Here is a 23,436-nt window from a genome sequence, read left to right as displayed (position 1 = left end):
GGGCCCCTCCCTTCTCCCATTGGGAGAAGGGTTAGGCCTCTTTGACCCGCAGCGTAGCCAGCGCCGCCAGCGCCATCACCGCCGCCGCGATCGCCATCGTCCAGATCGGCTGGCCCGGGAAGACGTGCCGCATCACCGTGCCGATCACCGTCGCCACCAGCAGCTGCGGGATGACGATGAAGACGTTGAACAGGCCCATGTACACGCCAAGCTTGGCCTGGGGCAGCGACGAGGCGAGAATCGCATAGGGCATGGCGAGGATCGAGGCCCAGGCAATGCCGATGCCGATCTCGGCGAGCAGCAGCGTGTTCGCATCCCGGATCACCAGGAAGCTCGCATAGCCGAGCGCGCCCAGGCCCAGCGCGATCGCATGGGTCCGCGTCTTGCCGAAGCGGCGGGCGAGCGGGCGCAGCAGGAACAGCGCTGCGAAGGTCGCGACGGCGTTATAGGCGGCGAACAATATGCCGACCCAGTTGCCCGCATCATTATAGCCCTCGCTCGCCGGATCGGGCGCGTGGAAGACATACTGCGCGACTACCGGCGTGGTGTAGATCCACATGATGAACAGCGCGGACCAGCTGAAGAACTGGACGACCGCAAGGCGCTTCATCACCAGCGGCATGCCCGAGAAATCGGCCATCAGGTCGCCCAGCAGGCCCCCGCCCCGCGTCACCGCCGTAACGATCCGCGCGGCGCCATAGGCAGCGAGCAAGCCGGCGAGCAGGTAGAGCTCCTTCTCGAGCCCGAGCGCCAACACCGCCACGCCCAGCGCCGCGCCCGCGGCCAGCCAGGGCACACCCGCATCCGCCGAAGCAGACGGCGCCGGCTGCGGCTCGGGTGCCGGACCATCGAAAGCTGCGATCTCCTCCGGCGAATATTCGCGCGTGGTGAACACGGTCCACAGCACCGCGAGCAGCAGTGCCGCGCCGCCCAGATAGAAGCTCCAGCGGACGGTATCGGGCAGGCCTCCGCCCGGTGCGACATTCGACACGCCGAAATGGTCGAGCAGGAACGGCGTAGCCGACCCGATCACCGCGCCCGCGCCGATGAAGGCGGTCTGGATCGCATAGCCGGCGGTGTGCTGCTCCTTGTCGAGCATATCGCCGACGAACGCGCGGAACGGCTCCATCGAGACGTTGAGCGAGGCGTCGAGCACCCAGAGCAGCAGCGCCGCGACCAGCAGCACCGGCGCATTGGGCATGCCGATCAGCGCCAGCGTCGCCAGCACCGCACCGGCGAGGAAATAGGGACGCCGCCTGCCGAACCGGCCCCAGGTCCGGTCCGAATAATGGCCGATCACCGGCTGGACGAGCAGGCCGGTCAGGGGGGCGGCGATCCACAGCAGCGGGAGATTGTCGATACTCTCGCCCAGCGACTGGAAGACGCGGCTCATGTTGGCGTTCTGCAACGCGAAGCCGATCTGGATGCCCAGGAAGCCGAAGCTGATGTTCCACAGCCCGGCAAATCCCTGGCGCGGCCGCCCCCCTGCCCTGCTCACCGGCGGCGTGCCTTCTTGCCCGGTGCGACAAAGCGGATCGCCTCGCCGCCACCCGGCGCCAGCGCGATGCTGAGCGTGTCGCCTTTCTTCACCGCCTTGGTCTCGATCGTGATCGAGTGGCGGGCATCGGTGCGATAATCGGCGCCCGGGCCGTCGCGATAGATCTCGGCGGTGTAGGTCTTGCCGGCATCGAGGAAATCGAGCGTCACGGTCGAGCTGCGCGCCTCCTCGTCGCCGACGGCGCCGAGATACCAGTCGTCGCTGCCCTTGGCCTTGCGGACGATCGTCGCATAGTCGCCGACTTCGCCGTTCAGCACGCGGGTGTCGCTCCAGTCGGTCGGCACGTCGCGGATGAACTTCATCGCGCACGGATATTTGGCGTAGTTCTCGGGCGTGTCGGCCGCCATCACCACCGGCGAATAGAGCACGACATAGAGGCCGAGCTGCTTGGCGATGGTCGACTTGATCGCCGAGCCGTTCGAGCCGCTCAGGCTGAGCACGCCCGGGGTGAAGTCCATCGGGCCGCCGAGCAGCTGGGTGAAGACCATGTTGGCTTCGTGCTCGGGCGGGTTCTTGCCGCCTTCCCAGGCGTTATATTCCATGCCGCGACCGCCCTCGCGCGCCACCCAGTTCGGGTAGGTGCGGCGCAGGCCCGTGTCCTTGACCGGCTCGTGGCTGTCAATCGAGACGTGATATTTGGCGGCGGTCTCGACGACATGGAGATGGTGGTTCACCATCCACTGGCTCTCATGCCATTCGCGGTGCTGCGAGCCGTCCGGGTCGATGCGCTCGATCTGGCCGGCATCGGTGACATAGCCGGTCTTCACGACCGGGATGCCGTGGTCCTGCGCATATTTGAACGCGCGGTCGAGCTGGCCGTCATAGTGGCTGGCCGAGCCGCCGGTCTCGTTATGGCCGATCAGATACACGCCCTTGGCCTTGGAATAGCGCGCCAGCTCGGCGGCGTCGAAATCCTCGGTCGGCTGGTCGAAGTTCATGTCCTTGCCGTTGCCGAACCAGTTGCCGTCCCAGCCGACATTCCAGCCCTCGACGAGCACGCCGGGGATGCCGTTCGCGGCGGCGAAGTCGATATATTGCTTCACATGCGCGGTAGTGGCGCCGTGCTTGGGGCCGCGCGACCAGGTCCACTCGCCCTTGATCATGTTCCACCACACGCCGACGAACTTGCCCGGCTTGATCCAGGAGACGTCGCCGAGCTTGTTCGGCTCGTTGAGGTTGAGGGTCATCCGGCTGGCATTGTAGAGGCCCCCGGCGTCATCGGCGATCGCGATGGTGCGCCACGGCGTCGAGAAGCCGGCGTCGCGCGACACCTTGGGTGCACCGGCGCCTGGCGTGAGCGAGGCCTTGAAGGTGTTCCCCTCGGCCCGCTGCAGGTTCATCGCGGCATAGTCGACCAGCGCCGCCTCATGCAGCGCGACATGCGTGCCGTCGGCGAGCTTGACCGTCATCACCGTCTGCGCGGTGCCGACCGCGTCGAGCGGGGTCTTGTTGTAGAGATATTCCTCGCGGTTCCACAGATAGGCCGGTTTCCACCAGGCGGTGCCCGGCCCGGCAAAGGCGAACTCGGTCAGCTCGTCGGCGATGTTGGCGTGCTTGAGGTTGGCCTGGGCCGGCAGCGTGTAGCGGAAACCGACGCCGTCGTCGAAGATCCGGAAGGTGACGTCCATCTCGCGCTTGAGATCGGACTTCTCCTGCAGGCGCACCGTCATCTCGGTGTGGTTGTCGCGGATCGTCGACCATTCGCCGAAGGGCTGGCTCCATGTCGTGTCCGACTTGTCGCGCTTCACTTCGACCACGCCCATGCCCCGGTCGAGCTTCGGCGCATCGGTGAACAGGAAGCCGAGGCGGCTGTCGGTGAGCAGCGGCTTGCCGGCGCGCTGGACGGCGTAGCTGGCGCGGCCTTCGTTATCGAGGCTGATCGTGACGGTGAGCTTGCCATCGGGCGACGCCGCGCGGGCGACGACATTGCCGTCGGTCTTCTGCGACAGGTCGTCCTGCGCGAGCGCGGGGGCTGCGAAGCTGAAAGTGGCGAGCGCCAGCGCGAGGGGGGCGAGTTTCATGGGGTACTCCTCAAGCTTCGGTGCGGGCGATCAACCCGGAATAGGGGGCGAAGGTCCAGTCCGAGACCTCGCCGGTCGAGAGCAGCGGGCGCCACTGCCCGGCATCCGCCGGCGCGAATTGCTGCGCAGTGTCGCCCAGATTGAACAGGCAGAGCAAGCGCTCCCCCTCGCCTTCGCGCTCGAAGGCGAGCAGTCCGCCCGGCGTGTCGAGGAAGGCGATGTCGCCGGTCCGCAGCGCGGGCGAGGCGTTGCGGAGCGCCAGCACCTGGCGGGTCCAGGCGAGCAGCGAGCCGGCATCGGCATTCTGTACGTCGATCGCCAGCTTCGCATGATTGGGACCGACCGGTAGCCAGGGCTTGCCGCTGGTGAAGCCGAGCTGCGGGGCCTGTGCCTCCCAGGGCATCGGCGTCCGTGCGCCATCGCGGGAGAGCGTGCGCGGCCAGTTGGCGATCGCCTCGGGATCCTGCAGGTCCTCGAACGCGATCTCGACCTGGTCGAGGCCCAGCTCCTCACCGTAGTACAGGAAGATATTGCCGCGCAGCGCCGCGAGCAGCAGCATCTTCATCCGCGCGAAAGCGTCCGCCTGCTCGGGCGCGGCCCAGCGCGAGACGGCGCGCGGCGCGTCATGGTTCTCGAACGCCCAGCTCGGCCAGCTGCTGCCCGACGGCCAGTTCTCCAGCGCCTCGCGCACCGCCGACCCGGTCAGCTGGGCCGCGTAGAGGAAGTCGAAGCCATAGGCGGTGTTGAGCCGGTTGTTGCCGGCGGTGAACAACTTCATCTCGCGGTCGGCATCCGCCCCGCCGACTTCGGCGACGGTAAAGCGATCGGGATATTCGTCGAACACGCCGCGCAGCCGCTCGAGGAACGGGGGGATGTCGGCATGGCTCTGGTTATAGATGTGGAGCTGGAAGTCGAACGGGCGGGTGCGCGGCGTGTTCGAATCCGGCGCCGGCGGATTGTCGCGGAATTCCGGGTCGTGCATCGAGAAGTTGATCGCGTCGATGCGGAAGCCGTCTACGCCGCGATCGAGCCAGAAGCGGGTGATAGCGAGCAGCTCTTCCTGCACCTCCGGCAGGTGGCAGTTGAGCTGGGGCTGCTCCTTGAGGAAATTGTGCATGTAATATTGGCCGCGCCGCGCGTCCCAGGTCCAGGCCGGGCCGCCAAAGACCGACTGCCAGTTGGTCGGCGGCGAGCCCTCGGGCCTGGCGTCGTGCCAGACATACCAGTTGGCCTTGGGGTTATCCCGGCTGGCGCGGCTCTCGACGAACCAGGCGTGCTGGTCCGAAGTATGCGCCCAGACCTGGTCGATCAGCACCCGCAGGCCGAGCGCATGGGCGCGGGCGATCAGCGCGTCGAAGTCGGCGAGCGTGCCGAAGATCGGATCGACGTCGCGATAGTCCGCCACGTCATAGCCGAAATCGGCCATGGGCGACTTGAAGAAGGGCGAGAGCCAGATCGCATCGACGCCCAGGCTCGCGACATAGTCGAGCCGCGCGGTGATCCCCGGCAGGTCGCCGATGCCGTCGCCATTCGAATCGAAGAAGCTGCGTGGGTAGATCTGGTAGATCGAGGCGCCCTTCCACCAGGGTTGGGCGTCGAGAGTTTCCGCTTTCGCGGCAAGCTGGGTCACTTCGGGGTCTCCGCCGCGCACACCGCATAGCCGAGCGGTGGCAGGGTGATGGTCAGGGAGCCGGGGGCACTGGCGCGAGGCGCGCAGCTTCCGGCGAGGGAACGAAAATTCGTTGATTTCACTTCGACTTGCACCTGACGGGTCAGGGGATCGGTCGAGGTGTTGAAGGCGAGCAGCACTTCGGCGCCGGTAACCGGATCGAAGCGCGAGAAGGCGAGCAGGCCGGGCTTGTCCTCGCGGGCGCGGAGCAGCTGGCGGCCGCGGGTGAGCGCGGGCGTTGCCGTGCGCAGCCGGGACAGTGCCGCTATCTCCTTGAAGATGGGCCCATTCTCGTCGAAGCGCGGGGTGGCGGTGGTGGTGTCGCTGCCGACCAGCTTGCGGGCGTTGTACTGCGCGACCTTGCTGCCGAACTGGTCCTCGCGCGCATCTATGTCGTTGGAACCACCGGCAAATCCCTGCTCGTCGCCGGCATAGATGGTCGGCACGCCGCGCAGGGTCAGCAGCAGGGCGTTGGAGAGCAGGACGCGCTGCAATACCTCCGCCTCGCTCGCCTCGGGGAACGCCTTGCGGACGAACCAGGCGAAGCGGCCATTGTCGTGATTGCCCGAGAAGGTCGGCAGAATCGCCGCTGTATCAGTGCCTTGAGCATAGAGCACGTCGCCGTCGAACAGCTTCTCGAACACGTCGGTGCCCCTGGTCCCGGCGATGCTGTCGAGCAGCGCCTGGCGGAAGGCGAAGTCGAGGACCGAGGGCAGTTTCGCGGTGATCGTGTGCGCGGCCTGGGCGGCCGGATCGGCGACTTCGCCGAAGATGTGAAAATGCGGGATACGGTTCGCCTCGGCACGTTCGCGCATTTTGGGCACGAACGCGCGCCAGAACTCCGGATTCACGTGCCTTGCGGTGTCGATGCGGAAGCCGTCGACCTTGAACCGGTCGATCCAGCCGCCATAGATCTCGACCATCCCCTCGAGCACCCGCGGATGCTCGGTCATCAGGTCGTCGAGCCCGACGAAATCGCCCATCAGCGAGCTCTCGCCGGCAAAGGTCGAGTCGCCGCGATTGTGGTAGTAGAGCGGGTCGTTGAGCCAGGCCGGGTGCTTGATCGCCTTCTCGCCCTCGGGGACGAAGGGGGTGTAGGCGTAGCTCGGATCGGTCAGCTTCGCGAAGTTCTCCGCGGTGGCGACATCGTCGCCGGCGAAGCCCGGGTTGATCGCCGCCCCGCCCACCCCGCCGCGGCGCTGGTACGGATAGTCCGCCCGGCCGCGATAGGCGCAGGTGCCGCATTCGCGATACTGGATGACGTCCGCCGTGTGGTTCACGACGATGTCCATGTAGACTTTCATGCCCTTCGCATGTGCCGCTGCGACCAAAGCCGCGAACTCCGCGTCGGTGCCGAGATGCGGATCGACATGGGTGAAGTCGGTGATCCAATAGCCGTGATAGCCGGCGCTCTGCTGGCCCGGCCCGCCCTGCACCGGCTTGTTCACGAAGATCGGCGCGACCCAGATCGCAGTGATGCCGAGCTTCTGGAGATAGGGCAGCTTCCGGGTGAGCCCCTTGAGGTCGCCGCCATGATAATAGCGGGCGTCGCCGGGATCGAAACCGGTGGTGCTGCGGTCGCCGGTGAGGCCGCCGCGGTCGTTCGAGGGATCGCCATTGGCGAAGCGATCGGGGAGGACGAAGTAGATCACCTCGTCCTGGGGGAGGCGCTCGCGAAAGTCCTGCGCCGCGGCGGGCAGCGCGGACAGTAATGCCAAAGCCAGAGCCGTTCCCCGGCGAAAGCCGGGGCCCAGGGTTTCTCTGCCGTGTCGCTTGTGACCCTGGGCCCCGGCTTTCGCCGGGGAACAAGATTGGGTGAACCCGCCGCGCATCAGGCCCTCCCCGCGCAATGCTGCGCCACGAACGCCGCATGATCCGGCATCTGCCCCACCTCGCGGGCGCCAAGCAGCTCGATCAGCTCGAGATATTCCGCCATCTCTTCATGCGAAGGCGCATTGGCGAGCGGGTGGTATCCCTCCGCTGCGATCCCCTGCCCGGCCAGCACCTGGAACCAGGCGACTTCGCTGAACAGATCCGCCTCGCCACGCACGATCCCGCCCGAGGCGCGCCACAGCGCGATCTTGTGCTTCAGGCTCTCCGGCAGCGCTGCCGTGCGCCGCTCGGCCCAGAAGGGCTCGTCCCGGTCGTTCGCCCAGTAGTGCAGCACCAGGAAGTCGCGGATGCGGTCATATTCGAGATGCGCCTGGCGATCATATTCGTCGCGCTGGACCTGCGCGACATGGCGGCCCGGCAGCAGCTTGAGGATCCGCTCGATGCCCGACTGGATCATGTGGATGCTGGTCGATTCCAGCGGCTCGAGAAACCCGCTCGCCAGGCCGAGCGCGATGACATTGTGCTTCCAGAAGCTCTGCCGCTTGCCCGCGGTGAAGCGCAGCGGCCGCGGATCGCCCAGCGGCTTCTCGTCCAGCCCGGCGAGCAGCCGCGCTGCCGCCTCGTCGTCCGAGAGATGCCTGCTGGAATAGACGATGCCGTTGCCGGTGCGGTGCTGGAGCGGGATGCGCCATTGCCAGCCGGCGCCGTGCGCGGTGGCGCGGGTATAGGGGGTGAAGTCGCGGGCGCGCTCGGACGGCACCGCCATGGCGCGGTCGCAGGGCAGCAGGTCGCTCCACGCCTCGAACCCCGCCCCCAGCGTCTCGCCGAGCAGCAATGCGCGAAAGCCGGTGCAGTCGATGAACAAGTCGCCCGCCACTTCGCGCTCGCCGTCGAGCTTCAGCGCAGTGACGTCGCCGCTCTCGCCATCGCGCTCCACCGAGACGATCTTGCCCTCGATCCGCTCCACCCCGCCGCTCTCGGCAAGCCCCCGCAGGAAGCGGGCATAGAGCCCGGCGTCGAAATGAAAGGCATAGGGCATTTCGGGCAGCAGCTTCGCCGTCCGCGCCGGGCCGCGCTGCATCCGGTTGACCAGTGCCGCCTGGTTGCCCAGCGAATAGGCGGCGAGCGGCTTGGCCACGCCCTCCGCCATCCCGCGCAGCCAGCTGTGCTGGAAGGCGAGCAGGCCATTCTCGCGCCCGACATCGCCGAACGCATGCATGTAGCGCCCGCTCTTCGTCCAGCCGACGAACTCGATCGCCAGCTTGAAGCTCGCCTGGGTGGCGGCGATGAACCGGTTCTCGTCGATACCCAGGCTGGCGTTGAACAAACGGAGCTGGGGGATCGTCGCCTCGCCCACCCCGACCGTGCCGATCTCCTCGGATTCAACCAGGGTGATGCGGTGGCTCTTGCCCAGGAAGCGCGCGAAGGCCGCCGCGGCCATCCAGCCCGCGGTGCCGCCGCCGGCGATCACGATCCGGATCGGCTGCTCAGTCTGCACGTCGGCGCCCTCTAAAAAACAGGTGGCCCGGCCGGGAAGCCGGGCCACAGCTCGGGGGGATCAGAACTTGTAGGTCAGGCCGAGATAATAGTCGCGGCCGTAGCGCTGATACTCGCGCACCAGGCGCGGATCGGTCGCCTCGGTGGTGACGAAGGGCTGGTCGGTGATGTTCTTCGCCTGGGCGAGGATCGAGAGGCCGGCCAGAGGACCGCTCTTGAACTCATAACCGATCTGCGCGTCGAGCACGCCTTCCGCACGGCCCTGCCGATATTCCGGGTTGGCCGAGAGACCCGCCAGTTCCGCCAGGAAGCTGTCGCGCCAGCGATAGGTGGCACGCGCCTGGAAGCCGTTCTTCTCGAAATAGGCCGTACCGGTGGCAACCCACTTGGACTGGCCGGGCAGCGTGATCGGGTTCACGTTGTTGGCGTAGCGGATCTTGCTGTCGACATAGGTGCCGCTGGCGAAGACGCCGAAGCCGTCGAGCGCGCTGCTGAACACGGTGAAGGGCAGCGAGGCCGTGGCTTCCACGCCCAGGATGTCGCCCCGGCCGGTGTTCGCCGGCGAGCTGACCAGGCCGAACTGCGCGTTCTGGCCGCGGACGATCGCCTGCTGCGCCGGGGTGAGCGCCGGGAGCAGCGCCGAGAAGTCGTACAGCACCGAGTTGTTCGGATCGACGAAGTCGGTCAGGTGCTTGAAGAAGCCGGTCAGCGCCAGATAGCCGCCGCTGTTGCCGAGATACTTCTCGAACGAGATGTCGATATTGGTCGACTGATAGGGCCGCAGGCGCGCATTGCCGCCGTTCGAGCTGAACGGGCTGTTCTGCGGCAGGCTGCCCTGCCCGATCTTCGAGATGTCGATCGATACCGCCTGGGTCACGCGCTCCTGGTCGAGGCGTGGGCGCACCATCGTCTGGGCGGCGCCCAGCTTGATGAAGAAGTTCGGCTGGAGCTCGAGGCTGAACGAGGCCGAGGGCAGGAAGTTGGTGTAGCTCTCCGAGCTGCTCACCGGCGAGATCGTCACCACGCCGCCGTTCAGCGCGGCGATCTGGCCGTCACCGCCCTGCTTGGTGTGGACCACCTGCAGGCCGAGCGAGCCGCGCAGCGCCTTGCCGCCCACCGTGCCGTCGATCGTGAGCTTGGCATAGCCGGTCAGCACGTCCTCGGTCACGGTGTTGTCGCGGACCAGCGAGTCCGGACGGTTGTCGAACACCGAGTTGAGCAGGCCATAGACCTTCATCGGATCGACGGTCAGCATCTGGGGAACGCCCAGATAGTCGAGGCTCACCTTCTCATCGAGCAGCACGTCGTTGGGCACCGCGAAGCTGGTCGGCGTGCCGCTGGCGACGGTGCAGCCCGTGCCACCGCCCTTGGGGCAGAGGAAATAGCTGGTGTACTTGCTCTGCTTCTCGCGGCGGCTGAAATTGCCGCCGACTTCCCAGGCGCTCAGCACGCTGCCGCTGATCTCGCCCTTGAAGCTGGCGCGCAGCGACTTGAGGTCGTCGGTGAAGTCCGGACGGTTGAGGAAGCCGGCCTGCACCACTGCGGTGGTGCCGTTATAGCCCCAGCCGCGCGGATCGGTCAGGCTGATGATGCTGGTGTTCGAATAGTCGAGCGTCGGCACGATGTTGAAGGTGCCGTCGCTGTTCTGGTGGATCTTCACCGTGTCCTTGACGCCGGACGAATTGTAGCCGGTGCCCGAATAGGTCTCGAGCAGGAAGTCGGTGCGGGTGGCGCGGCTCCAGCTGGCGTCCACGTTGAAGTGGATCGTGTCGCTCAGCTTGAAATCGTTGTTCCAGCCGAGCGAGATGTTCTCGGCCTTGCGCTCGTTGAGGTCGTTGCGCTGGACGTTGACCAGGTTGCTGATCGTCGCATCGGTGACCAGCCCGTTCTGCACGGTATAGCCCGGCGCGATCACGCCGCTCGATCCCCAGGTCGGCGCGATGCCGAACTCGATGCCGCGCAGGTGCTGGGTTTCCTTGAAGTTCGAATAGAGCGCGTCGAAGGTCGAGTGGAAATTGTCGCTCGGCGCCCATTCGATCGTCGCGACGCCGCCATAGCGCTTCAGCAGGTTCGACTGGACATAGGGCTTGGCGCCGCCGAGCAGCAGGTTGCCGCCGACCGCCGGATCGTTCGGGAAGCCCCAGGCGGCATAGCGCTCGATCTGGGTGGGCGTGTTCTGCGCGGACAGGCCGATGGCGATGCCCAGCGTGTCGTTGGCGAACTTGCCGACGTACGTAGCGGAAGCCTTATAGCCGAAGCGGGTGCCGTCCGGGTTGAGCTTGTCGGTCTCGTTCATCTGGCCGCGGGCGGAGACGACGAAGGTGTTCTTCTTCTGGTCGAGCGGGCGCAGCATGCGCAGATCGACGGTGCCGGCGATGCCCGCGGCGATCAGCGAGGCGTCGGCCGACTTGTAGACATTGACGTTCTTGAAGAATTCCGACGGATACTGGTCATATTCGACGCCGCGATTGTCGCCGACGGTGACCTGCTCGCGGCCGTTGAGCAAAGTGGTCGAGAAGTCGGGGCCGAGGCCGCGGATCGACAGGCGCTGGTCGCGCCCTTCGAGGCGCTGCGCGGTGACACCCGGGATGCGGGCCAGCGAGTCGGCGATCGAGACGTCGGGCAGCTTGCCGATGTCTTCCGACGAGACCGAGTCGACGATGGTGACGTTGTTGCGCTTGATGTTCGCCGAGGAGGTCAGCGAGGCGCGGATGCCGGTGACGACCAGCTGGGCTTCGTCGCCCGCCGGCTGGTCGGCCGGGGCCGGCGCCGGATTGGCGTCCTGCGCAAAGGCCGGGGTCGCGCCCAGCATCAGCAGCGCGGCGCCAAGTGTACGGGTGCTGGCACCCATCGAAAGCATACGCAGAATCGCTGCGTGATTGGACAAAGCCATCTTCAACCTCCCCAATATCCGCATCGCCTTCACTGGCGACGGTTTTTCTAAGCCTCCCCCAATTCGGCGCATGCGGCGGACAAGGGAAGGCAAGCGCATACGTATTCAGCAGCGACTTCCGATTTGGGGACAGGCAGGGTAGTTCAGGGGAACGCGCAGACATTGCGCGGCACGGGAGACGGAAACGGCATGGCCTCGCCGGACAAGCCGACATCGTTCGACATCGCGGCACTGGCGGGAGTCTCGCAGCCGACGGTGAGCCGTGCGCTGCGCGGCGACCCCACCGTCAACGAAGGCACGCGCAAGCGGATCGAGGCGATCGCGGCGCAGCTGGGCTACAAGGTCGACAAGAACGCCTCTTCGCTGCGGCGCGGGCAGAGCAGCACGCTCGCCCTGCTGTTCTTCGAGGATCCCCTGCCCGACGGCACGGCGATCAACCCCTTCTTCCTCGCCATGCTCGGCTCGATCCTGCGCACCTGCGCCAAGCGCGGCTACGACCTGCTCACCTCGTTCCAGCAGCTCTCGTCCAATTGGCACAAGGATTATGAGGATGCGCGCAAGGCCGACGGGTTGATCCTGCTCGGCTATGGCGATTACGAGCTGTACCGCGCCCGGCTGCAAGACCTGGTGCGCCAGGGCACGCATTTCGTGCGCTGGGGATCGGTGGAGCTCAACGGGCTCGGCACCACGATCGGCTGCGACAACATGCTGGGCGGGCGGCTGGCGGCGGAGCATCTGCTCGAGCGCGGCCGGCGGCGGCTGGCCTTCATCGGCGACGCGACCAGCCATTATCCCGAGTTCCGCGACCGCTATCACGGCTTTTGCGACACCCAGCTCGCCGCCGGGATCGAGCCCGATCCGCGGCTGCAGATCGGCGCGCTGTCGATCGAGGAATCGGGCTATGTCGCGGCGCAGGAACTACTGTTGGGCGGCGTGCCGTTCGACGCGATCTTCGCCGCATCGGACCTGATCGCGATCGGCGCGCTCAGGGCGCTGCAGGAAGCGGGCAAGTCGGTGCCGGGCGATGTCTCGGTGGTCGGCTTCGACGACATCCCCGCCGCCAGCCTGACACACCCGCCGCTCACCACCGTCGCGCAGGACTATAACGCGGCGGGCGAGATGCTGGTCGACACGCTGATCGGCGAGATCGGCAACCATTCCTCGGAGATCCAGCTGCTGCCGCCACGGCTGATCGTGCGGAAGACGAGCTAGGTACTTCAATTCCCCTCCCTGCAAGGGAGGGGTTAGGGGTGGGTTAGAAAAGGGCGGGCTCGATGCCCGGCCTTTTCTTTATCTCGGGCCGGTAGCTGAGCTCGCTACGCTCGCCACCCACCCCCAACCCCTCCCTTGCAGGGAGGGGAGAGAATTAAGGCGAACCGGTAGACCTCTTGCGGTTTACTGCGCGCCCCTTGTCTGACCATAAAGCAGCCGATGACGAAGAAGACCGCCAAGGAACGCTCGCCCAAGCCCGGTGCCCGGCTCACCATGCAGGATATCGCGCGCCTGGCGCAGGTCTCGACGCCGACCGTGTCGCGCGTGCTGAACGGCAGCCCGCTGGTGACCGAGGAAACGCGCGAGCGGGTGATGGCGGTGGCGCAGGCGCATGGCTATGCGGTCAACCGCAACGCCGCCAAGCTGCGCCACACCCGCACCAACACCGTCGCGGTGATGCTCGATTTCGGCTCGCACCGGCATGGCGCGATCGGCGATCCCTTCATCTTCGAGCTGCTCGCCGGCGTGTCCGAGGCGCTGTCGATCCGCAACCAGGACCTGCTGCTCTCCCCGCCGGGGCTGGAGGACGTCCGCGCCTTCCGCGACTTCTACCAGGCGCGCGGGGCGGACGGGTTCATCGTGCTCGGCCAGGGCACGCGCGACGCGATGCTGCGCGAGCTGGGCCGCGCCGACGTGCCGCTGGTGGTATGGGGCGCGGTCGCCCCGGACGCCGGCTATTGCGCAATCGGCAGCGATAATTTCCTCGGCGGCGAGCTCGCCGGGCGGCACTTCCTGGCGAAGCAGCGCAAGCACTGGCTGTTCGTCGGCGACATCCGCCACGAGGAACTGCGGCTGCGCTACGAGGGACTCTGCGCGGCGGCGAAGGCGCAGGAGGACGTCACGGTCGACTTCCTGCCGATCGCCTCGATGGCCTTCCACGCCACTGCCGACACGGTGACCGCCTATCTCGCCGCCGGGCGTTTGCCCGACGCGGTCTTCGCCTTTTCCGACACCGCAGCGATGGCGGTGATCGGCGCGTTCAAGGAGCGCGGCCTCACCGCCCCGCGCGACTATGCGCTGGTCGGCTACAACAACATCCCGCCGGCGGCGCATTTCAGCCCGGCGATCACCACGATCAACCAGAAGACCGATGTCGCCGGCGCGCTGCTGGTGGAGAAGCTGATGCAGCAGGTCGACGGCGGCCGCGCCCGCTCGACCACCCTGCCGACCGAGATCGTTGTCCGGGATACCTGAGGCGCATCCGCCCTTCCCCCTTTCCGTCATCCCGGCGAAAGCCGGGATCTCAGGCGAAGGCGCGAACGGCGGGACAAGAGCCGCACGAGATCCCGGCTTTCGCCGGGATGACGGAAGGGGTCGGCGCCTTTGTTCTTGAAAACGATATCAAAGAGCCTGTAACGCAACTTTCCATGAGTTTGGGGAGCGGGTGTTGGCTCGACTATTGAACGGCGCGGACGATGGGGTGCTCTTCGCGGAGGATGGCTGGTCGCTCGACGTGATCGGCGACGACCCAGCGCGCGAAGGCTGGGCCGCGACGATTCTCGCCCTCTCCAACGGTGCGCTGGGTGTGCGCGGGGCGATCGAGGAGCGGGCTCAGGCCAGCACCTTCCTCGCCCATGCCTATGAGCAGGCAGAGATCCACTACCACGAGAAGCTCAAGGGCTTCGCCACCCGCTCCGATTCGCGCGTGCCGGTGGTCGAGGCTTTGGGGCTGGAGGTTCGCCTCGACGGCGAAGCAATCGATTTCACGCGGCTCCGCTCGGCCACCCGCCGCACGCTCGACCTGCGCGCCGGGATGCTCCGCCGCGAGACGCGCTGGTCCTTCCCCGACGGCCGCCTGCTCCGCATCCGCAGCGAGCGGATCGTGCCGCTCGACGGCAGCACCCTGCTGCTCCGCCGCTTCCAGGCCGAGATCGACGGTGAAGGCGCGGTCACCCTCCACCCCCGCCTCGCCCCCGCCCCGAGCGGCGCCGCCCAGTCCGACGACCCGCGCATCGGCGTGAACCTCGCCTCGCGCGGCTTCGCGACCGAGCAGGCGAGCGACGAGCAAATCGTCGAGCGCCTGCCCGGCAGCGGCATCGGCGTCGCTGCCGTCCAGCGCACCCGTGAGGATGCCGGCTGGCTGCTCGTCGCCACCGGCTATGCCGCGGGCCACGACGCTTCGGAGACGCTGGCCGCCGATGCCGGCGCCCTTGCCGGCACCGCGCTCTCGGACGGCTTCGAGGCCGCCGCCGCCGCCCAGCGCGCCCTGCTCGACAAATTCTGGGCCGCCGCCGACCTGACCATCGCCGGCGAGCCCCGCCTCGCCGCGACGCTGCGCGCCAACCTCTTCCATCTCTTCGCCTCGGCCGGCCGCGACGGCCGTTCGAGCGCTGCGGCCAAGGGCCTGACCGGCGAAGGCTATGAGGGCCATTATTTCTGGGACACCGAAGTGTTCATGCTGCCGGTGCTCTCGGTGCTGGCGCCCGAGATCGCCCGCGCGATGCTGGTCTACCGCGCCGGCACGCTCGACGCCGCCTTCGCCAATGCCCGCGCGCTCGACCACAAACAGGGCGCGCTCTACGCCTGGCGGACGATCGAGGGCCGCGAATGCTCGGCCCATTATCCGAGCGGATCGGCGCAGTACCACATCAATTCGGCCATCGCCTTCGCGATCGGCGCCTATGTCGATGCGACCGGCGACGAGGGCTTCCTGGTAGAGCATGGCATGCGCATGCTGGTCGAGACCGCGCGGATCTGGCTGGCGCTGGGCGACTGGGCCGAGGGGCGGTTCCACCTGCGCGGGGTCACCGGCCCGGACGAGTACACCGCGCTGGTTGACGACAATTGGTACACCAACCGGATGGCGCAGAAGCATCTCCGCCTCGCCGTCTCCGCCGCCGAGCGCGTCGCCGGGATCGACCCCGAAGCCTGGGGCTGGCTCGCCGCCGAGATGCAGCTCACCCCGGCGGAGCTCGCCGAGTTCGCCCGCACCGCCGACGCGATGCACCTGCCCTTCGACGCCGCGCGCGACCTCGACGCGCAGGATGCCAGCTTCCTCGACAAGCCGCGCTGGGACGTCGCCGGCACGCCCGCGAGCGAATTCCCGCTGCTGCTCCACTATCACCCGATGACGCTCTACCGGCACCAGGTGTCGAAGCAGGCCGACATCGTCCTCGCCATGGTGCTGGGCGGCGAGGACGTCTCGCTGGAGCGCAAGCGTCGGGTGTTCGACCATTACGAGCCGATCACCACGCATGATTCCACCCTCTCCGCCTCCACCTTCGCGATACTGGCGAACGAAGTCGGGCACGAGACGCAGGCGCTGAAGTTCTTCGCCGAGACCAGCCTGGTCGACATCGACGACCGCCACGGCAATACCGGCCACGGCGTCCATATGGCCGCGCTAGCCGGCTCGTGGCTGGCACTGGTCTGGGGGTTCGCGGGTTTCCGTCCCCATGGCCCGCAGCTCCGCTTCCGCCCGACCCGCCCGGCCGACTGGCAGGGCTATGCCTTCGGCCTCAGCTGGCGCGGCACGCTGGTGCGCGTCGAGGTGACGGGCGAGCAGGTCACCTATCGCACCGTCTCCGGGCCCGACATCGTGATCGGCCATCACGACACCGAGATCCGCCTCGCCGCCGGCGAGAGCTGGACCGGGGCGCTGGCCGCATGAACTTCCGGGGCGTCGCCTTCGACCTGGACGGGGTGCTGACCGACACCGCCCGCGCGCATTACCGCGCCTGGAAGAAGCTCGCCGACATGCTGGCGATCCCGTTCGACGAGGAAGCGAACGAGGCGCTGAAGGGCGTCGACCGGATGGGCAGCCTGAAGCTGATCCTCGGCGACCGCCCCGGCTATGACGATGCCGAGCGCATCCGCCTCGCGACGCTGAAGAACGACTGGTACCTCGAGGAAATCGCCCATTTCGGCCCCGGCGACCTCTTCCCCGGCGCCCGCGAAGCGCTCGAGCAATGCCGCGCCGCCGGGCTGGGCATCGCGCTTGCCTCGGCCAGCCGCAACGCGCCGCTGCTGATCGCGCGGATGCAGGTGGCGGATCTGTTCGACACGATCATCGACCCCGCCAGCCTCGCCGCCGGCAAGCCCGCGCCGGACATCTTCCTCGCCGCCGCCGAAGCGCTGGGCGTCGATCCCGCCGCGATGCTGGGCGTCGAGGATGCCCCCGCCGGCGTGCAGGCGATCCATGCGGCCGGGATGAAGGCGCTCGGCGTCGGCGACCCTGCCGCGCTTCCGGACGCCGACTGGATCATCCCGGCGATCGCGGATTTCGATCTACGCAATTACGCCTTCTAGCTCCCCTTCCGCTTGCGGGAGGGGTCGGGGGAGGGGATGGTACTCCGTTGGCAGCTTTCAGGACAGCCCCTCCCCTAGCCCCTCCCGCAAGCGGAAGGGGAATTTGGGTTCGCAGGGAAACCCTGGATCCTCGGGATGACGGTTGTCACCCCTTCCGCGTCAGCCGCTCCAGCCGCACCAGCGCCACTGCGATCAGCACCAGCGGCACCAGCACCAGGTAGAACGCCGTCTGGCCCGAGAAGCGATCGAAGGTGAAGCCGGTGATGAACGATCCGATCGTGCCGCCCAGCGCCGAGAAGATCACCATCAGTCCGACCATCGAGGCATGGCGCTCGCGGGGCAGCGCGCTCAGCACCACCGAGGAGACGATCGGGTAGATCGGCGCCATGAACACCCCGATCAGCGGGAAGATGTAGGCGGCGATCGGCGCATCGAGCCAACCCATCTCGGCGCGCGGCTGCAGCCCCCGGGTGGTCGGCAGGGTGAGCAGCACCAGCACCGCGATCAGCGCCAGGCAGCCGAGCAGCATCCTGAGCCAGCCGAGCCTGGCGACCAGCCCGCTGGCGCTCAGCCGCCCCACCGCGAGTGCGGCGATGAAGATGCTCGATGCCTGCACGCTCATCGCGCCCGGCAGATGCAGCACCTGGTTGTTGAAGGTGGGCAGCCAGGTGCCGACGCCCTGCTCGATCAGCACATAGAGGAAGATCGCGGTGAGGAAGGCGATGGTCGAGGGCAGCACGAGCAGCGCCAGCGCGTCGCGATAGCCGGCGCCCGACTGGCCCTCGACGGCCTTTGCCGCCCCCTCGTCGAGATCGGCGAACCACCAGAGCACGACCGTGGCCAGCGCGAGCACCGCGACGACGCGGTAGACGCCCAGCCAGTCATGGCCCGTCGCATCCTCGCCGATGAACCAGCCGAACAGCCAGATGCCGGCCAGGATGCCGACCATGAACACGCCCTCGATCAGCGAGGTCAGGCTGGCATGGCGCGCCGGATCGGGGCGGACCAGGCCGATCGAGCTGTAGGTCGCCACCTTGGCGACGCCGAAGCACAGGCCGACCAGCACGAAGAAACCCTGCATCGCGACGAAGCTGTTGGCGAAGGAAATGGCGAGCGCCCCCGCCGCCACTGCGAGCATCACCCCGATCTGCGCGCGCCGGAAGCCGAAGCGCGGCAGATTGGTCGCGAACAGGAAGGACGCGAGGACGACCGACAGGTCCTTGCACGCCTCCAGCGTCGCGGCATGCGTCTTGGTGACGCCGTAATGGGCGATCGATTGGAGGATCACCGTGCCGACGCTGTTCATCAGCAGCCCGAGCAGGGCGTAGCTGGTGATCAGGGCGGGCACCGCCCAGGCTGCGCGCTTCATAGGGATCCTCTCTGCCTTTTCATGCGTTGCCGGCGAAGCCGACCCGCTGATGCAATCCTTTTCAACGAATACACATGGCAAGGCCCGCTGAAAACCGCGGAATCGGGCAGTGTTGCGCCCTGGCACCAGCCCCTACAGAATTTTCGTGACAGTTGCAGAAAACGATTTCATTATACCCCCGTCGCGACTAGTCGAGCGGGATCAACCCGCCGGATAGTCCGGCATAACTCGGTTGGGGAGGATATATGTTGCTTTCCGCTCGCGCTGGCGTTCGCGCCGCGCTTCTGGCCAGCGCCGCGCTGCTGCCGTTCGCCGCCCAGGCGCAGCAGACCACGGCCGCCGACACGCCCGCGCCGGCCGCGCAGGACGATGCCGCCGCCGATGAAGGCCAGATCGTCGTCACCGGCCAGACCACGCCGAACCGCCCGCTGATCACCGCCTCGGCCGACATCACGCTCGCCAATCGCGAGCTGATCGACCAGAAGGCCCCGCGCTCGACCGCCGACCTGCTCGAGATGGTCCCGGGCATCTTCGTCGAGGCGACCGCCGGCGCGGTTTCGAACAACTATTCGGTCCGCGGCCTTCAGGGCGGCGGCCAGCGCTTCGTCCAGCTCGAAGAAGACGGCATGCCGATCCTCTATGGCGGCGGCGGCGCCGACTTCTTCTTCGACCAGGACCTGACCATCGATCGCCTCGAAGCGGTCAAGGGCGGCTCGTCGGGCGTGCTCACGGTCAACGGCGCGGGCGCGACGATCAACTTCATCTCGAAAGCGGTGAACCATGAGCAGGCCGAGGGCGCCGTCCGCTTCACCGGCTATAATTACGGCCTGAAGCGCGCCGACGGCTATTATTCGCAGCCGATCACCGACAAGCTGGCGTTCAGCATCGGCGGCTATTTCCAGTCGAGCCCGGGCGTTCGCAAGAACACCAACGACTATACCGGCTGGCGGCTGAAGGGCGCGCTCGAGTACAAGTTCGACGACGGCGGTTACATCCGCCTGTCGGGCAAGGGCGGCAACCTGAAGAACGCCTATTATGCCGACCAGCCCTACAAGTTCACCGATGGCGAGCCCGGCGGCGTGCCGAGCCTCGACACCCAGTTCGGCAATGTCGGCGGCCGCAGCTTCTCGAACATCGCCGTGCCGGTTTCGACCTTCGCGCATTCGAGCGGCTATCGCGAGTTCAACTATGACGACGGCATCGTCTCGAAGACCTGGCAGGCCCGCCTCGACTTCGAGAAGCCGGTATCGGACTCGGTCACGCTGTTCGGCCATGGCCGCTATCTCGACTATAGCTACGACTTCAACGGCCTGTTCCCGGGCTCGGGCACCGGCAATGCCGGCCTGACCAGCGCGGTGAACTATCTGACCTACACGCCCAACGGCGTGCCGGCCGTTTCGCCGATCAACGACCTGCTGACGCTCGGCCAGGCCGCCTTCCCGACCACCGTGCGCTACGGCATCAAGAACCTGCGCACCGGCCAGGTGATCGGCTCGGACCAGACCGCGCTGCTCAACGCGCTGAACGGCAACGGCTTCCTGCAGCGCACCACGCTCAACCACGACGCGATCGATGCCTATGACCTGGGCTTCAACGTCGGCGGCCGCTGGAACTTCGAGAGCGGCAGCTTCAAGAACTCGCTCACCGCGGGCGTGATGTACTACAAGACCAAGCGCGACCAGGACCAGTCGGCCACCGCCAGCGTGGTCAACGACGTGCGCACCAACAGCGACGTCTATGACATCGTCGCGCTCAACGGCTCGAACCAGGTGATCGGCACCCTGTCGGACAACGGCCTGGTCTCGTACGGCGATTGGGGCGCGGGCATCCGCAGCCGCCAGGATTCGAGCCTGTCGCTCTATGTGAACGACGAATTCTCGATCGGCGACCTGCACGTCGATGCCGGCGTGCGCTGGGAGCATGACAGCGCGACGGCGTGGGACGGCAACCAGGCCGCGGTGAACCAGCCGGTCCAGCCGGGCACCGGCGGCGTGCTGGCCACGGTCGGCTCGACCTGGGACGGCACCTACACGGTGCGCAAGGCGAACAAGAAGGCGGTGGCCTACACCGTCGGCGCGAACTACCTGATCACGCCGAACTTCTCGATCTATGCGCGCTATGCCAACGGCTTCCAGATGAACAATGTCGATCCCATCACCGGGATCGAGCTGTACGAAGCCGGCCTGCGTTACCAGATGGGTCGCCTGCTCTCGGCTTCGGCAACGGTGTTCCGCACCAACTTCCGCAACCAGAACTACAATTTCGCCGATCCGGTGAACCCGTCGGTGCAGAGCAACATCAATGCCGACCTGCGCACAAACGGCGTCGAGCTCAACCTGAACCTCCGTCCGGTCAATGCCTTCAGCATCGACTTCCAGGGCGTGTTCCAGGATCCCAAGCTCGTCAACCTGGCGATCAACGGCGCCAACCAGGCGGGCTTCGAGGGCAATCGCCCCGAGCGCACCCCGGCGCGGCTGTTCACGATCACGCCGAGCTACAAGCTGCCCAACGGTCTCGGCGAGATCTATGGCCGCTACAAGTATATCGGCAAGATCTACGCCGATGCCGGCAACGGCGTGGCGCTGCCGAGCTACGGCGTGACCAGCGTGGGTGCCTCGTTCAACCTCAGCAAGCAGCTGCAGGTGAGCGTGAACGCGGACAACATCTTCAACGTCATCGGCCTGACCGAGGGTAATCCCCGCCAGGGCCAGACGCAGGCGATCACCGACGGCTATTTCTATGCCCGCGGCATCGTCGGCGCTACCTATGGCGGCTCGGTGACGTTCAAGTTCTGATACCCCGCAAGGGTCGCAAAGGGAGGGCGCGGCAGCTGAAAGGTTGGCCGCGCCTTTCCATATCCGGATTTAAGAGGAGAGAGGGATGCGAGGTTCGATGCGGTTGCTGCTGATGAGTGGGCTGCTGCTCGCGGGCACGAGCACGGCGGCGCTGGCACAGAAGCGCGCCGCCAGAGCGCCGGAGCTGGCCTATAGCCTGACCGAGGGGCAGAATCTCAATGCCTTCGTGCGCGACGGCAAGGTCGCCGCGCACCTGCTGCTGCGCAACGGCAACGATCCACGCGTCCTGGTCGCCTTCCCGGCGGGCAACAGCGGCGTCGGCCTGTGGTTCCAGCCGCTCGAACGGCCCGCCAACTGGCGGCTCAACCAGGCGCCGCGCCCGGTGACCTTCGCCGATGCCAAGGGGCGCCCGCTCCACGGCATCGAGAGCATCGCGACGATCGACGCGCCCCGGCTCGCGCCCAAGCAGGCCGTGCTCTCCAATGTCCGCTTCCTGCGCGACTATCAGTCGGTCGGCCGCTTCCCCGCCGAAGTGGCGGCCCCGGTCCGCATCGAGGGCAACCGCATCCTCTATGCCCGTGACCGCGTCGATGGCGCGCCGGGCTACAGCCTGGAGATCCAGGTGCTGAGCGGCCGGGTCGACAAGGGCGAGATCGTCGCGGGCGCGAATGGACGCATCCAGTTGCGGATCGTTGCGGCGACCGGCGACACGCCGCTGACCGGCCTCAGCAAGGCCGAACTGCTCAATAGCAAAGCAGCCGCCGATCCGGCAGCGCGTAACGCGCTCGCTTTCCTCAGCTACCGCGAGAAGTTCCTGGCCGGCTCGTGGCGCTTCGACACCTATTTCGGCCGCGACACGCTGATGTCGGTTCGCCTGCTGATGCCTGCGCTCAAGGGCGCTGCGGTGGAAGCAGGCCTGGGCGCGGTGCTCGCCCGGCTCAACCCTGACGGCGAAGTCGCGCATGAGGAGGGGCTCTCCGAATTCGCGCTGATCGACCATGCCCAGCACAAGCAGCCGGGCGGTGCCGCTGCGACGCTCGATTATGGTATGATCGACGACGATTACATGCTCGGTCCCGTCTCCGCCGATTATCTGCTCGGTTCGGCTACCCGTGCGGACGCGCAAACTTTCCTGGCAAAAAGGATCCGCAGCGAAGCGAATCCGGCTGAAGCCGAGACGGCCGGAACGCTCCTGGTGCGCAACCTTCGCTACGTTATCGATCAAGTGAGTCCGTTCGCGCAGGACCCACGCTGGAGCAACCTCGTCGCGATCCACAAGGGCCGCCTCACCGGCCAGTGGCGCGACAGCGAGGAAGGGCTCGGCCGAGGCCGCTATCCCTATGACGTGAATGCGGTTTTTGTCCCCGCGGCACTGGAGTCCGCCGACAAGCTGCTCCGCGCCGGGCTGCTCGATCGCTATCTGACCCCGGATGACCGCGCCGCGCTCACCCGCGCCCATGCCATAGCCGCGACCTGGCGGAGCAATGCCCCCGGCCTGTTCGCGGTCGAGACCCCCGGCCCCGAGGCCGCGGCCCAGGTCCGCGCCTATGCCGCCCGTGTCGGCGTCCCCGCCGCCCCGGCCCTCGCCGCGCTCAAGGGGCAGCCCCTGCGCTACCATGCGATCGCGCTCGACGATCACGGCAAGCCGGTACCGATCATCAACTCGGACGAAGGCTTTAGCCTGTTGTTCGGCCATCCCGATCCGGCCGATCTCCAGGCTTATGTCGGCGCGCTGGCAAGGCCTTTTCCGGCCGGTCTGATGACCGATATCGGCCTGCTGGTCGCCAATCCGGCGCTGGCCAGCACCGAGGTGCAGGACCGATTCACGCCGGCCGCCTATCACGGCGCGGTCGTCTGGTCGTGGCAGCAGGCGTTGTTCGCTGCCGGCCTCGAGCGCCAGCTCGCCCGCACCGACCTGCCCCCCGCCACCCGCGCGGTGCTGAAGGACGCGCAGGCCAAGCTGTGGCGCGCGATCCAGGCGACCCGCGCGACGCAGAGCTCGGAGCTCTGGTCCTGGGCGTTCGAGAATGGCCGCTACAAGGTCGTCGCCTTCGGCGCCGGCAAGGCGGACGTCGATGAGTCCAACGCAGCCCAGCTGTGGAGCACGGTCTATCTTGCGGTGCAGCCGCCCAAGGCAGCCCCAGCGAAGAAGAAGCGCTGAGCCGCGTTCAACCGAACACCCCACTCGCCCGCCATTCCTCCCCGGCATGGCGGGCAATTTTTTGGGCCCTCACCCCCGTCCTCAACAGCCGTCATCCCCGCGAAGGCGGGGATCCAGGGT

13 protein-coding genes are annotated in these 23,436 nt (G+C 67.2%); 6 read left to right on the top strand and 7 right to left on the bottom strand.

Annotated elements, in window-relative coordinates; translation table 11 throughout:
• Window positions 1-31: 31 nt before the first annotated feature.
• The 6 genes from J2W22_RS20105 to J2W22_RS20080 all read right to left on the bottom strand — a co-directional run bounded on the left by J2W22_RS20105 (window position 32) and on the right by J2W22_RS20080 (window position 11,471).
• Window positions 32-1,498, bottom strand: a complete 1,467-nt coding sequence (locus J2W22_RS20105) for an MFS transporter (RefSeq protein WP_307120058.1) — start codon at window positions 1,496-1,498, stop codon at window positions 32-34.
• Window positions 1,495-3,579, bottom strand: coding sequence for a glycoside hydrolase family 97 protein (locus tag J2W22_RS20100; protein WP_307120057.1), 2,085 nt, complete (start codon window positions 3,577-3,579; stop codon window positions 1,495-1,497). The genes J2W22_RS20105 and J2W22_RS20100 overlap by 4 nt, the downstream gene beginning before the upstream one ends.
• Window positions 3,580-3,589: 10 nt before the next feature.
• On the bottom strand, window positions 3,590-5,209 hold the full coding sequence (locus J2W22_RS20095; protein ID WP_307120056.1) for an alpha-amylase family glycosyl hydrolase: 1,620 nt from the start codon (window positions 5,207-5,209) through the stop codon (window positions 3,590-3,592).
• Window positions 5,206-6,972 carry an alpha-amylase family glycosyl hydrolase gene (locus tag J2W22_RS20090; RefSeq protein ID WP_307120691.1) on the bottom strand — a complete coding sequence of 589 codons (1,767 nt, stop codon included), beginning with the start codon at window positions 6,970-6,972 and terminating at the stop codon, window positions 5,206-5,208. Before J2W22_RS20090 ends, J2W22_RS20095 begins: the two co-directional genes overlap by 4 nt.
• 107 nt (window positions 6,973-7,079) lie before the next feature.
• Complete coding sequence (locus tag J2W22_RS20085; protein WP_307120055.1) at window positions 7,080-8,579, bottom strand: tryptophan halogenase family protein; 1,500 nt, start codon at window positions 8,577-8,579, stop codon at window positions 7,080-7,082.
• Between the two features lie 60 nt (window positions 8,580-8,639).
• The gene (locus J2W22_RS20080) at window positions 8,640-11,471 is read right to left on the bottom strand and encodes a TonB-dependent receptor (protein ID WP_307120054.1); all 2,832 of its coding nucleotides are present in this window, start codon (window positions 11,469-11,471) and stop codon (window positions 8,640-8,642) included.
• A gap of 189 nt (window positions 11,472-11,660) precedes the next feature.
• Between J2W22_RS20080 and J2W22_RS20075 the strand changes: the two genes are divergently transcribed.
• The 4 genes from J2W22_RS20075 to pgmB all read left to right on the top strand — a co-directional run bounded on the left by J2W22_RS20075 (window position 11,661) and on the right by pgmB (window position 16,991).
• Entirely contained in the window at window positions 11,661-12,683 is a 1,023-nt protein-coding gene (locus J2W22_RS20075; protein ID WP_307120053.1) for a LacI family DNA-binding transcriptional regulator, read from the top strand.
• Window positions 12,684-12,902: 219 nt separating this feature from the next.
• Window positions 12,903-13,937 carry a LacI family DNA-binding transcriptional regulator gene (locus tag J2W22_RS20070; RefSeq protein ID WP_307120052.1) on the top strand — a complete coding sequence of 345 codons (1,035 nt, stop codon included), beginning with the start codon at window positions 12,903-12,905 and terminating at the stop codon, window positions 13,935-13,937.
• A gap of 193 nt (window positions 13,938-14,130) precedes the next feature.
• On the top strand, window positions 14,131-16,353 hold the full coding sequence (locus J2W22_RS20065; protein WP_307120051.1) for a glycoside hydrolase family 65 protein: 2,223 nt from the start codon (window positions 14,131-14,133) through the stop codon (window positions 16,351-16,353).
• On the top strand, window positions 16,350-16,991 hold the full coding sequence (pgmB, locus tag J2W22_RS20060; protein WP_307120050.1) for a beta-phosphoglucomutase: 642 nt from the start codon (window positions 16,350-16,352) through the stop codon (window positions 16,989-16,991). The genes J2W22_RS20065 and pgmB overlap by 4 nt, the downstream gene beginning before the upstream one ends.
• Window positions 16,992-17,136: 145 nt before the next feature.
• On the opposite strand, the gene J2W22_RS20055 is transcribed toward pgmB, so the two are convergent.
• A complete protein-coding gene (locus tag J2W22_RS20055; protein WP_307120049.1) occupies window positions 17,137-18,360 on the bottom strand; it encodes an MFS transporter in 1,224 nt (407 codons plus the stop codon).
• Window positions 18,361-18,605: 245 nt separating this feature from the next.
• Between J2W22_RS20055 and J2W22_RS20050 the strand changes: the two genes are divergently transcribed.
• Both J2W22_RS20050 and J2W22_RS20045 read left to right on the top strand, forming a co-directional pair.
• The gene (locus tag J2W22_RS20050) at window positions 18,606-21,155 is read left to right on the top strand and encodes a TonB-dependent siderophore receptor (protein WP_307120048.1); all 2,550 of its coding nucleotides are present in this window, start codon (window positions 18,606-18,608) and stop codon (window positions 21,153-21,155) included.
• Window positions 21,156-21,240: 85 nt separating this feature from the next.
• The gene (locus J2W22_RS20045; RefSeq protein ID WP_307120047.1) at window positions 21,241-23,316 is read left to right on the top strand and encodes a hypothetical protein; all 2,076 of its coding nucleotides are present in this window, start codon (window positions 21,241-21,243) and stop codon (window positions 23,314-23,316) included.
• Window positions 23,317-23,436: the final 120 nt, after the last annotated feature.

This window comes from Sphingomonas kyeonggiensis (genome assembly GCF_030812785.1).
Lineage (GTDB): Bacteria > Pseudomonadota > Alphaproteobacteria > Sphingomonadales > Sphingomonadaceae > Sphingomonas > Sphingomonas kyeonggiensis_B.
This window is presented reverse-complemented; position numbering and strand designations above follow the sequence as displayed.

What these genes read in the sequence shown, in the direction of transcription:
- J2W22_RS20100 (WP_307120057.1), bottom strand. Translation starts at nt 3,579, where the DNA reads ATGAAACTCGCCCCCCTCGCGCTGGCGCTCGCCACTTTCAGCTTCGCA.
- J2W22_RS20080 (WP_307120054.1), bottom strand. Translation starts at nt 11,471, where the DNA reads ATGGCTTTGTCCAATCACGCAGCGATTCTGCGTATGCTTTCGATGGGT.
- J2W22_RS20075 (WP_307120053.1), top strand. Translation starts at nt 11,661, where the DNA reads ATGGCCTCGCCGGACAAGCCGACATCGTTCGACATCGCGGCACTGGCG.
- J2W22_RS20070 (WP_307120052.1), top strand. Translation starts at nt 12,903, where the DNA reads ATGACGAAGAAGACCGCCAAGGAACGCTCGCCCAAGCCCGGTGCCCGG.
- pgmB (WP_307120050.1), top strand. Translation starts at nt 16,350, where the DNA reads ATGAACTTCCGGGGCGTCGCCTTCGACCTGGACGGGGTGCTGACCGAC.
- J2W22_RS20055 (WP_307120049.1), bottom strand. Translation starts at nt 18,360, where the DNA reads ATGAAGCGCGCAGCCTGGGCGGTGCCCGCCCTGATCACCAGCTACGCC.
- J2W22_RS20050 (WP_307120048.1), top strand. Translation starts at nt 18,606, where the DNA reads ATGTTGCTTTCCGCTCGCGCTGGCGTTCGCGCCGCGCTTCTGGCCAGC.
- J2W22_RS20045 (WP_307120047.1), top strand. Translation starts at nt 21,241, where the DNA reads ATGCGAGGTTCGATGCGGTTGCTGCTGATGAGTGGGCTGCTGCTCGCG.